The 12,587-nt window shown below is 30.3% G+C and carries 11 protein-coding genes; 6 read left to right on the top strand and 5 right to left on the bottom strand.

Going from position 1 to position 12,587, the window contains the following annotated elements:
• From ABY298_RS11380 to hemA, 5 genes are all read right to left on the bottom strand, one after another.
• Positions 1 to 525: uroporphyrinogen decarboxylase family protein (locus ABY298_RS11380; protein WP_372746178.1), on the bottom strand; the 525-nt coding region annotated here is incomplete at its 3' end.
• Between the two features lie 51 nt (positions 526 to 576).
• On the bottom strand, positions 577 to 1,884 hold the full coding sequence (gene hemL / locus ABY298_RS11375) for a glutamate-1-semialdehyde 2,1-aminomutase (protein ID WP_372746177.1): 1,308 nt from the start codon (positions 1,882 to 1,884) through the stop codon (positions 577 to 579).
• Positions 1,885 to 1,890: 6 nt separating this feature from the next.
• On the bottom strand, positions 1,891 to 2,859 hold the full coding sequence (gene hemB, locus ABY298_RS11370) for a porphobilinogen synthase (RefSeq protein WP_372746176.1): 969 nt from the start codon (positions 2,857 to 2,859) through the stop codon (positions 1,891 to 1,893).
• Positions 2,860 to 2,928: 69 nt separating this feature from the next.
• Positions 2,929 to 4,518: a hydroxymethylbilane synthase gene (gene hemC, locus ABY298_RS11365; protein WP_372746175.1), complete on the bottom strand. Its 1,590-nt coding sequence runs from the start codon at positions 4,516 to 4,518 to the stop codon at positions 2,929 to 2,931.
• A 2-nt stretch (positions 4,519 to 4,520) separates the two neighbouring features.
• Positions 4,521 to 5,774, bottom strand: a complete 1,254-nt coding sequence (hemA, locus tag ABY298_RS11360; protein ID WP_372746174.1) for a glutamyl-tRNA reductase — start codon at positions 5,772 to 5,774, stop codon at positions 4,521 to 4,523.
• A 274-nt stretch (positions 5,775 to 6,048) separates the two neighbouring features.
• On the opposite strand from hemA, the gene ABY298_RS11355 reads away from it, so the two are divergent.
• The 6 genes from ABY298_RS11355 to ABY298_RS11330 all read left to right on the top strand — a co-directional run.
• On the top strand, positions 6,049 to 6,942 hold the full coding sequence (locus ABY298_RS11355; RefSeq protein ID WP_372746173.1) for a helix-turn-helix domain-containing protein: 894 nt from the start codon (positions 6,049 to 6,051) through the stop codon (positions 6,940 to 6,942).
• Between the two features lie 4 nt (positions 6,943 to 6,946).
• Positions 6,947 to 7,963 carry a ferrochelatase gene (gene hemH, locus ABY298_RS11350; protein WP_372746172.1) on the top strand — a complete coding sequence of 339 codons (1,017 nt, stop codon included), beginning with the start codon at positions 6,947 to 6,949 and terminating at the stop codon, positions 7,961 to 7,963.
• 2 nt (positions 7,964 to 7,965) lie between these two features.
• Entirely contained in the window at positions 7,966 to 8,517 is a 552-nt protein-coding gene (locus ABY298_RS11345; protein WP_372746171.1) for a CopD family protein, read from the top strand.
• Between the two features lie 207 nt (positions 8,518 to 8,724).
• Entirely contained in the window at positions 8,725 to 10,347 is a 1,623-nt protein-coding gene (locus ABY298_RS11340) for a thiamine pyrophosphate-dependent enzyme (RefSeq protein WP_372746170.1), read from the top strand.
• 10 nt (positions 10,348 to 10,357) lie between these two features.
• Positions 10,358 to 10,942 (top strand): indolepyruvate oxidoreductase subunit beta, encoded by a 585-nt coding sequence (locus ABY298_RS11335; protein ID WP_372746169.1) that lies wholly within the window; start codon positions 10,358 to 10,360, stop codon positions 10,940 to 10,942.
• A gap of 10 nt (positions 10,943 to 10,952) precedes the next feature.
• On the top strand, positions 10,953 to 12,587 hold a 1,635-nt coding region (locus tag ABY298_RS11330; RefSeq protein ID WP_372746168.1), incomplete at its 3' end, for an acetate--CoA ligase family protein.

Genomic DNA, 12,587 nt, shown 5'->3' with positions numbered 1-12,587 from the left:
TGCTAATTCTGGTTTTGTAAAACAAAATTCTTTTGCCAAATCAAAAGTTTTAGAACCCTGACCTTGCACACAATAACATAAAATTGTCCAAGGAGAACCCGCAAAACCAATTAATGGAATATCATTATTCAACATTTGCTTGGTCATTTTAATGGCATCCATAACATATTTAAGTTCCACCGTAACATCTGGTACAACCACAGCTTCCACATCTTTTTGTGTACGAACTGGATTTGGTAACCAAGGTCCTACTCCATTTTTCATTTCAACCTCAATATTCATTGCTTGAGGAATTACTAAAATATCTGAAAATAAAATAGCCGCATCCATACCAAATCTTCTAATTGGCTGCACTGTAATTTCTGAAGCTAACTCTGGAGTTCTACAACGTGTAAAAAAATCGTAATTATCTCTAATTGCTATAAATTCAGGCAAATAACGTCCTGCTTGACGCATCATCCATACAGGTGGACGTTCAACTGTTTCGCCTTTTAAGGCTCTTAAATATAAATCGTTTTTAATCATATTTTTTATTTGTTTGAAAGAGTTGTGTTATAGTTAACTAAACTTAAAACATTAATCTTCGTCTTGGTCTTTTTTATTTGCAACCGCTTTCATTGCAATTTTTATTGCAGATCGTACTTTATATATATCTCTTTTAGTCATTGCTGTTCCTAAAAACCAAGCTTCAAATTGTGATGGTGGTAAAAACACACCATGTTCCATCATTTTCCAAAAGAAGGTTTTAAACTTTTTAGTATCACTTGTTTGTGCAGTTTTAAAATCTACAACTTTCTTTTTAGTAAAGAAAGGATTTATCATAGATCCAAATCTATTTACCTGTAAATCAATACCATTTTCTTTTGCTGCACTTAATAATTCTCTTTCTAAAAAGGCTGCCGTTTTTTCAAAATCTTTATAAGGATCTTGCTTTTTAAGTTCTTTTAACGTTGCTATTCCGCAAGACATTGCAATTGGGTTACCCGATAATGTACCTGCTTGATACATTGGACCCAATGGCGCAACCATTTGCATAATTTCGTTTCTTGCTCCGTACGCTCCTACTGGAAATCCTCCACCAATAACTTTTCCTAAACAAGTAATATCTGCTTCTACTCCAAACAACTCTAACGCGCCACCAAATTGTGAGCGAAAACCTGTCATTACCTCATCAACAATTAATAAAACACCACTTGCTTTTGTTAAATCTCTTAATTCTTCAATAAATTCTTTTGTAGGAAGCACAACGCCCATATTTCCAGCAATTGGCTCAATTATTACAGCAGCAATATCATTATTTTTAGATAAATGTTTTTCAACACTATCTATATTATTATATTCTGCAATTAAGGTATTTTTAACGGCATCTTCAGGAACACCAGCACTACCTGGTAAACTTAAGGTTGCTAAACCAGAACCTGCTGCAACTAATAACGCATCTGAATGTCCGTGATAACAACCTGCAAATTTTATAATTTTATTTTTACCTGTATATGCTCTGGCTAGCCTAATTGCACTAAAAACTGCTTCTGTTCCTGAGTTTACAAAGCGCACTTTATCCATTCCTGGAAAAGCATCACAAACCAATTTGGCTAAAATAATTTCACCTTCGGTAGATGCTCCAAACGAGTAACCGTTTTTTAAATATTTTTTAATTGTTTTTTCTACATTAGTATTTCTATGGCCTAAAATCATAGGTCCGTAAGACAATACAAAATCTATGTACTCGTTACCATCAACATCATAAATTTTACTGCCTTTTGCTTTTTCAATAAAAATTGGTACTCCACCAACCGATTTAAAAGCTCTAACAGGTGAATTTACAGCACCAACTAAGTTTTTTTTACCTTTTGTATATAATTCTATTGATTTTTCTATTTTCATTGTAATTTATTTTTTCAGTAATACTTTTGCTACATCTTTTGCAAAATAGGTAATAATAATATCAGCTCCAGCTCTTTTCATTGATAATAAACTTTCCATCATTACACGTTCTTCATCAATCCAGCCATTAGCTGCAGCAGCTTTAATCATTGCATATTCACCACTTACATTATAACATGCAATTGGTCTATCAAAATTATTTTTTAAATCTCTAATAATATCTAAATAAGCTAAAGCTGGCTTTACCATTAAAATATCCGCTCCTTCTTCATCATCAAAAGTTGCTTCTCGCATTCCTTCATCTCTGTTGGCTGGATCCATTTGGTAGGTTCTTCTATCGCCAAATGTTGGTGCAGAATCTGCAGCATCTCTAAACGGACCATAAAAAGCCGATGAATATTTTACAGCATAAGACATTATTGGAATGTTTGGAAAACCTGTATTATCTAGTGCCTGACGAATAGCATCAATCATACCATCCATCATTCCTGATGGCGCAACCATATCAACTCCTGCTTTTGCGTGAGAAATTACTTGTTTTGCAATATTTACTAACGTAGCATCATTATCAACATCGTTATCATGAATAATTCCACAATGTCCGTGGCTTGTATATTCACAAAAGCAAACATCTGTAATAACATATAAACTTGGATAATTTTTTTTGATAAAACGAACCGCTTTTTGCATAATTCCGTTATCATTCCAAGTTTCGGAACCTACTTCATCCTTTTTTGATGGAATTCCGAATAATAAAACAGCAGGAATATCTAATGCTACAACTTCATCTAATTCTTTAGAAATTGTATCTAATGAAAAACGTTTAATTCCTGGCATTGAAACAATTTCTGTTTCAATATTTACTCCTTCTTCAATAAATAAAGGATAAATTAAATCATCAATAGTTAGTTTATTTTCTCTAACTAAACGACGAATGTTTTCAGTTTTACGAAGACGTCTTGTTCTGTTTACCATTATATATTTATTTATTAATTTGTTGAATAACGGATTCTTAAAAATTTATTCAAGCAAATTATTGGTTATTTATACCTCTTTAAAATAGTCGTTTGCCAATTCTATTACACTTTCTATGGTTGAAACTTTAGAAACCTCTACATTTTTAAAATATTTACGAGCTTCTGTTGCTGTTGTTTCTCCAATACAAAATGCTACAATATCTGTTGCTTTATTTTGAGTTAAAAAACTTTCTATTCCCGAAGGGCTAAAAAATAAAATTCCGTTTATTTTTTCATCAATTTTACGAGGAGTTAACGCTGTTTGATAACATTCTACCTCATTAACAACTATATTGTTTTCAGTTAAAATTGTTGAAAGTTCTTCTCTTTTTTTATTTCCACAAAAGAAGGTTACTTCTTTATCGTTTAAATTTTCAACCAAATAATTGGCTAATTTTTCGGCAGAATTTTCTTCTTGAGCAACTTTACCTATTTTCTTTTCAATTAATCGTTTGGTTCTTTTACCAACACAATATATGTTTTCAAACTGCAACTCCATTGGAATAAAATTTTCCAACAATGCTTCTACTGCATTTTGACTTGTAAAAATTACGTTTTTAATAGGGTTTTTAACCACAGTTGGTTTTAAACGATTGCTACGTGTTGTAATAAAATCGCTCATTAATGAACCAATATGAGATGCTATACTATTTGCTTGATTTAATGATAAGTTTTTTGTTGAATAGATGTTAATTTCTTTATCTATTACTATTTCTTCACGCATTAATTTTTTTCCGCCTCTATCTAAAATATAATTGGCTGCAAATTCTCCTAAGTTACCTATTTTATCTAATTCAACAGTTTTAGAAAACTCCATTTTGTTTTTTCCATCAGGACTTACCAATATAGCTTTAAACATTAATTCTTCTTTAATAATTAGTGCTAAAGCTCCAATTGGCGCAGTACAACCACCTTCTAAAACACGTAAAAAATCGCGTTCAATTTTAACACACTTTGCAGTATCTTCGTGGTTCAATTCTTTACAAATTCCAACTAAATCTTCATTTTTTTCTAAAACAGCAACCATTACCGCTCCTTGCGCTGGCGCTGGAATCATCCAATCTAATTTTATATGCTTTTCTTTTTCAGGTAATAATTTTAATCTTTTTAATCCGGCTGCAGCAAAAATAGCTCCATCCCAATCGTTCTCTTCAAGCTTTTGTAAACGTGTAATTACATTTCCACGCAAACCAGTTATTTTATGATTTGGGTAACGATATAACCATTGTGCTTTTCTGCGTAAACTTCCGGTTGCTATAACAGCTGAATCATTGGTAAAGAAATTTTCATCTTCTTTAATAACCAATACATCGTTAAAATCACCTCTTTTTAAAACTGCACCTTGAACAATGCCTTCTGGTAATTTTGTTGGTACATCTTTAAAGGAATGTACTGCAATATCAATTTTATCATTTAATAGTGCTATGTCTAAATTTTTTGTAAAAACACCTGTTACGCCTAACTCATACAAAGGTTTATCTAATACAATATCCCCTATAGAATCTATTTTTACAATTTCACTTTTATAACCTAAGCCATCTAATTGTTTCGCTACGCTGTTAGCCTGCCAAAGCGCTAATTCACTTGAGCGAGTTCCAATTCTTATAATTTTATCCATTCTTAAATTTCGGTTATTTCCGTGTTAAATATTTTGCTAATAACACTTATACTTTGATCAACTGAGGTATCTTGATCTTTTAAATGCTTTACAAATTGAGTAGTTATTTTTTGAATCATTCTATTGGTTACAAATTCGGCATCTTCAATATTAAAATCTTTATTTTTTTTACTATAAAAATTTATTTCATCTTGCTGAATTGCCATTAATGATTCTTTTAAGGCATTTACGGCAGGTACATATTTTCTATGCGAAATCCAATCGTTAAATTCTTCTTTATATTTTTCTATAATTTTTTCTGCTAATGGTATTTGAGCCTGTCGAGTTTCAATAGTTTTATCTGTAATTTTTGAAAGTTCATCAACATTAATTAACGTTACACCTTTTATTTTTTTAACCTCAACATCAACATTTTCCGGCATTGATAAATCTATAATCAACAACTCTTTTCCCTCTTTTAAATTTTCTTTAGTAACGGTATGTGAACTTGAACCTGTAGAAACTATTAAAATATCGGTAGTATGTATTTCTTGTGTTAGTTGGGAAAATTCAGCTATAGAAACATCTTTATAATTTTGTTCAAAATCAACAGCTTTTTCATGTGTTCTATTTACTAATGTAATATGCTTATTGGATGTATATTCTAACACATTTTTACAGGTGTTTTTCCCAATTTCACCCAAACCATAAATAAGAATTTTCTTATTGTTATAATCTTCAACATTTTCAACCATATATTGAATGGCAGCATATGAAACCGAAGTTGTTCCAGAACTTAGCATAGTGTTATTTTTAACATCTTTACTTGCCTGCAAAACTAAATTCATTAATCTTTCTAAAAATGCATTTGTAGTTCCAACTTTTTTAGCAAGTTTAAAAGACTCTCTTAACTGGCCAACAATTTCATAATCGCCTAAAATTTGGCTATCTAAACCAGTTGCAATATTAAACAAGTGATTAACGGCTTCATTATTTTTATAAACATTAGAAACATTTATAAACTCCTCTACACTTCCTTTTGAATATTTAATTAACAAACTAATTAACTCAAATGGGTGTTTAGCAAAACCCGTTATTTCGGTTCTATTACAGGTTGAAAGTATAAGAATACCATCAATTCCTTTTTCTTTTGCTTCTTTAAGTAGTAATTTTTGGTTTTCTTTAGTTACACTAAAAGTACCGCGCACCTGCACATCTGCCTTTTTATAACTTAAACCTACATTGTATAATTTAGTAGGAAGATTTTCTAGACTCATAAAATTAGTATTACTAATAAGTATCGACAAAAGTACAATTTATAAAAGGCTCATTATATCGCTAAAAGTACTTTTATTATCGACATAAGGTACATTTCGTAATTTAGAATAGCTCTAAATAAGAGCTAAAACGTTTTTTTACTGACATTTGTCAGTGAAATCAAGGGTTTAAAAATATGACATATATCACTTTTAAAAAAACAAAACCCATATTCATGTTTTTTTTTATTGTATTTTTGTAGTAGCTTTATACAATTTTTTATAAAAATGCTATATGAAATCTAATTTTGAAAACTATAAAAACGTCGACAAAAGTACTCAGTTGCTTTTTAAGGAAGATAACACTTTTAAAGTCTATTATTTCAATAACTTAACTTCTTCAAACGAATTATTTAAGCACAGTTTAACTAATAATTACATTCAACTTTATTTCTGTAGCACTCAAAATTGTGTGGTTGCATTTAATATGGAACATTGTGCCATAAATTTAACCGAAGGCAATTCTAGCTTGGTATATTTTAAAGATGAAAAAATGACGGTTCTTTTTAATTTACCACCAAAATCTGAGCTTTTTGCCATTTTAATATCCATAGAATATTTCCATTCGTTATTTTCTATTGAAGGGAATTTTTTATTTAATTTTAATAGTTTTAAAATAGGCAAACCTATTATAGAACCAAAAGAAACAACTACTGCAATTAAAATAATTTTAACTCAGTTAATTACAAAACAAACAAACGAAAATTTGCGTCCAATTTTTATAAAAGGAAAAGTGTTTGAATTATTAAGTTATTATTTTAGCACCCAAAGCGATGATGACACTGAACATTGCCCATACATTGCAAATGAGGAAACCGTTTCTAAAATTAAACATGCAAAGCAGCTAATTATTGATGAAATGAATAATCCGCCTTCTTTAAATGAATTGGCCAAAAAAGTGGGTTTAAACGTTAAAAAATTAAAAACAGATTTTAAGGAGTTTTATGGCGATCCTGTTTTTACTTTTTTATTAAATTACAAAATGGAATTAGCTAAAAAATTATTACAAGAACAACAATTAAATGTAAATGAAATTGCCGTGCATTTAGGCTACAGTACATCAAGCCATTTTATTGCAGCATTTAAAAGAAAATATAAAATTACCCCAAAACAATTTTCAAAATCATAATTAAATGAAAGGAGCATTAATTGTAAATTTAGGATCACCAAATAGCACTTCTGTAAAAGATGTAAAAAATTATTTAGACGAATTTTTAATGGATGAAAGAGTAATTGATACTCCTTATCTTGTTCGTGCTTTTGTTGTAAAAGGTATTATTTTAAATACACGTCCAAAAAAATCTGCAGAAGCTTATAAAAAAATTTGGTGGCCAGAAGGTTCTCCATTAATTGTTTTATCAGAAAGATTACTTAAAAAAGTTAAAGAAAATTCAGATATTCCTGTTGAACTTGCAATGCGCTATGGAAAACCATCTATTAAAAGTGGTATTGAAAAATTAGCAGCACAAGGTGTTACCGAAATATTACTATTTCCATTATATCCACAGTTTGCAATGGCAACTACAGAAACTATTGTTGTATTAGCCAATAAAATCATAAAAAAAGAATATCCAAACATTAAAATAACCGATGTTCCAGCATTTTACAATAAAACCGATTATATTGAAGTTTTAAGTAAAAGCATTCAAAAACATTTAGATAAAACAAAACCAGATCATTTACTGTTTTCGTATCACGGAGTGCCTGAGCGTCACATAAAAAAATCTGATGTTACAAAATCGCATTGTAAAATAGATGGTAGTTGTTGCAACACGCCTTCACCTGCACATGAATTTTGTTACAGACATCAATGCTACCAAACCACAAAAAATGTTGCTGAAAAATTAAATTTGAAAGAAGGAACTTACAGCACATCTTTTCAATCCAGATTAGGTCGCGATCCGTGGTTACAACCCTATACCGATCAAACCATTGATAATTTTGCTAAAAACGGCGTTAAAAACTTAGCTGTTGTAACACCTGCTTTTGTATCAGATTGTTTAGAAACTTTAGAAGAAATTGGAATGGAAGCCAAACATTCTTTTGAAGAAAATGGAGGAGAACATTTCTCTACTATTCCTTGTTTAAATGATAACGATGATTGGGCAAATACAGTTGCTAACTGGATTAACAACTGGTCTAAAAAATAACCATGGAATATTTATACCTTAAAGCGCTTCACATAATTTTTATCACCACTTGGTTTGCTGGTTTATTTTATGTTATTCGCCTGTTTATTTATTACAAAGAAGCTGAAGAAAAGCCCGAAATTGAACAGCAAATTTTATTAAAACAATATAAATTAATGATTAAAAGGCTGTGGTATATAATTACTTGGCCTTCAGCAGTTTTAGCTACATTTTTTGCTGTTTGGTTATTAATTTTACAACCAACATGGTTAAAAATGAACTGGATGCACATAAAATTAACGTTTGTAGCTGCTTTATTTGCGTACCATTGGACCTGCCAAATTATGTACAATCAAATTGAAAAAGGCTATTTAAAATATTCTTCTTTTGCTTTACGAATTTGGAATGAAGTTGCCACCATTATTTTATTTGCTTGTGTATTTTTAGTGGTTTTAAAAAATTCTTTAGGATGGATTTTTGGAACGTTAGGAATTATAGGTGTTTCTGTTTTATTAATGTTAGGAATTAAATTATATAAAAATATTAGAAAAAAGAAAAGTTGGGATCACAATTAAAATTATTAAAAGTGTAATTTCTTCTTTAAATCTATACAAAATATTCAACAAACAATTCCTTACCACTTCATTTAATTGAAGATTTAAATCAATTTATTGAAAATATAATATATTGTGTATCAGCATATTATATACAACAACGTGATATTAATCATATCTTTCCCGAAAACGATTTCGTACCTTTAGACTCGTAAAAAATAATAATTTATGAACTCTAATTCAACCAAAAAACTGTTATTAGGAAATGAAGCATTGGCACAAGGAGCAATAGACGCTGGAATATCAGGTGTTTATGCATATCCTGGCACACCTTCAACTGAAATTACAGAATATATACAACGCTCAAAAATTGCAAAAGAATTAAAAATTCACTCTAATTGGTCTGTAAACGAAAAAACAGCTATGGAAGCTGCATTAGGAATGTCTTATGCTGGAAAAAGAGCTTTAACCGTAATGAAACATGTTGGCTTAAATGTTGCTGCCGATGTTTTTATGAATATGGCAATTTCTGGAATAAATGGCGGACTAGTTGTTGTTGTTGCCGATGATCCTTCAATGCATTCATCACAAAACGAACAAGATTCAAGAAACTACGGAAAATTTGCCATGATTCCTATTTTTGAACCTTCAAATCAACAAGAAGCTTATACTATAACCAAACACGCATTTAACCTTTCTGAACAATTAGGATTGCCAATAATGATAAGAATGGTTACAAGACTTTCACACTCAAGAACAGGAATTGAAATAGGTCAAAGAGAAACTCAGAATAACATTTGTTTACCAAAAAATCCACATCAATTTCAATTAATACCAATGCACGCAAGAAAAAGGTATCAACATTTGGTGGCTTTACAAAATGTTAATAGAGAAAGCTCTGAAAATAGTGCATTTAATAAATATATAGATGGTCCAAACACATCTATGGGAATAATTACGGCCGGAATTGCATATAATTATTTACAAGAAAATTTTGAAAATGATAGTTGTCCATACCCAATTCTAAAAATATCTCAATATCCGTTACCAAAAAAACAAGTAAAAAAATTATTTGATACGTGTAAAAAAATATTGGTACTTGAAGATGGCGCACCGTTTATAGAAGAACTAGTTTCTGACTATTTTGGTGAAAATAAAAAAGTTATCGGACGCTTAACTGGTCATATAAATAGAGTTGGTGAACTAAATCCAGATAATATTGCCAATGCATTAGGTTTTGATGTTGTTATTAATGATAATTTACCAAAAGTTGTTTCCGCAAGACCTCCTGAATTATGCGTTGGTTGTGGCCACAGAGATTTATTTGATGCTATAAATATTTTAAAAAAAGAATCTAACAATCAACAAGTTTTTGGAGATATTGGATGCTATGCTTTGGGTGTTTTAGCTCCTTATGAAAGTATTAACACATTAATAGATATGGGCGCATCTATTACAATGGCTAAAGGTGCTGCAGATGCAGGAATTCATCCTTCAATAGCTATTATTGGTGATTCAACATTTACACATTCTGGTATGACAGGTTTATTAGATGCTGTTATTGAAAACACACCAATAACAGTAATTATTTCTGATAATTCTGCTATTGCAATGACAGGCGCTCAAGATTCTTCAGCTTCTGGAAGGTTAATAAATATTTGTAAAGGTATTGGTGTTGATGAAGACCATTTAAAAGTAATTACGCCATTACATAAAAATTTAGAGGAAAATATAAATTTAATTAGAGATGAAATAAACTACAAAGGAGTTTCGGTAATTATATCGCAACGACCTTGCGTTCAACTCTCTAAAGAGAAAAAAGACAAACTTAAAGAAGCAAGTTTAAACTAAACAGAAATTAATGAAAACAAATATAATTTTAGCAGGTGTTGGCGGACAAGGAATTTTATCAATTGCGGCAGTTTTAGATATTGCTGCATTAGATAGTAACCTTAACATAAAACAATCTGAAGTTCATGGTATGAGTCAACGTGGCGGTGCAGTTCAATCGCACGTACGAATTTCTAATAAAGAAATTTTTTCCGATTTAATTCCTCAAGGAAAAGCAGATATTATTATCTCTGTAGAACCAATGGAATTATTACGATATTTACCTTTTTTAAAAGAAGATGGTTTTTTAGTAACAGATTCAAATCCGTTTATAAACATTACTAATTATCCAGAATTAGAAGATTTGTACAAAGAAATTAAACTTCATAAAAACAGTATATTAATTGATGCAAAGCAAATTGCCAAAGATTTAGGAAACTCTAAAGCTACAAATATGGTATTATTAGGAGCCGTTTCTTCTTTACTTCCATTAAGTGATGAAAGTTTACAAAAAGCAATTGCCACTTTATTTGAAAAAAAAGGAGACAAAATTGTAGCTAAAAATTTGGAAGCATTCAAAAAAGGACAAGAAGTTGCTGTTGAATTTATTTTATAGTAAAAATTAAATGCTAAACGAAAAATTATTAAACCCTAAAAGTATTGCAGTTATTGGCGCATCCAATAATATTCATACGCCTGGTGGTCGTGTTTTAAAAAATTTATTAGACCACAATTTTAAAGGTGATTTATTTGCCGTAAACCCAAAAGAAACCGAAGTACAAGGTTTAAAATGTTATCAAAACATTTCTGAAATTCCAACTGTGGATGTGGCAATTATAGCCATCGCTGCAAAATTTACGTTGGAAACAGTAAAAGTTTTAGCACAACAAAAACAAACTAAAGGTTTTATAATTTTTTCGGCAGGATTTAGTGAAAAGGATGAAGAAGGCGCACAATTAGAACAAAAAATTGTAGAAGAAATAAATGCTGTTGACGGTACTTTACTAGGTCCAAATAATATTGGCTTAATCAATAAAAATTATGCAGGAGTTTTTACAACTCCAATTCCTAAATTAGATAAAAACGGTGTAGATTTCATTTCAGGATCTGGTGCAACAGCTGTTTTTATAATGGAAGTTGCCATGGCAACCGGATTAACTTTTTCTAGTGTATATTCTGTAGGAAATTCCGCACAAATTGGCGTTGAAGAAGTATTAGAACATTTTGATGAAACATTTAATTTAGAAACAAGTTCAAAAATAAAATTACTATATATTGAAAGTATAGAAAATCCACAAAAATTATTAAAACACGCAAGTTCACTAATAAATAAAGGTTGTAAAATAGCCGCTATAAAAGCAGGAAGTTCTTCAGCCGGAAGCAGAGCAGCAAGTTCTCATACTGGTGCTTTGGCAAATTCTGATGATGCTGTTGATGCTTTATTTAAAAAAGCTGGAATTGTGCGTTGTTATGGTAGAAATGAATTAATTACCGTTGCTTCTATATTTACATTACCTCAGTTAAAAGGAAAAAATATTGCAATAATAACACACGCTGGTGGTCCGGCAGTAATGTTAACAGATGCGTTATCTAAAAATGGCTTAAATGTTCCAGAAATAAGAGGAAAAGAAAGTGAAGAATTACTTTCTAAACTTTATTTAGGTTCTTCTGTCTCTAATCCAATTGATTTTTTGGCAACAGGAACAGCTGATCAATTAGAAACTATTATTGATTTTTGCGAACATAAGTTCACAGAAATTGATGCAATGGCCATTATTTTTGGAAGTCCTGGTTTGTTTGAAGTTTATGATGTTTATGATGTACTTCACAAAAAAATGCAGACTTGTAAAAAACCTATTTTTCCAATTTTACCTTCAGTAATTAATGTGAAAAATGAAATTGATTATTTTATTGGCAAGGGAAATATCAACTTTCCAGATGAAGTTTTGTTTGGAAATGCGTTAGCTAAAACTATGCTTAACAAAAAAAATACTTCAACAAAAAAACCAACCTCAACTTCTAATAATCAAATTATTAGAAACATTATAAAGAATTCTAAAAACGGTTATTTACAACCTCAGCAAGTGAGAGAATTATTAATTGCTGCAGAAATTCCAATAGTAAATGAAATAATTTGCAAAACTAAATCTGAATGTATTTCAGCAATAAAACAACTTCAATTTCCGGTAGTAATGAAAATTGTTGGACCAATACATAAAAGTGATGTTGGTGGCATTATTTTAAATATTACTTCGGAAGAG

The sequence above is a fragment of the Lutibacter sp. genome, assembly GCF_041596795.1.
GTDB lineage: Bacteria > Bacteroidota > Bacteroidia > Flavobacteriales > Flavobacteriaceae > Lutibacter.
The sequence above is the reverse complement of the archived record's forward strand: the minus strand, read 5'-3'. Positions and strand labels throughout refer to the sequence as shown.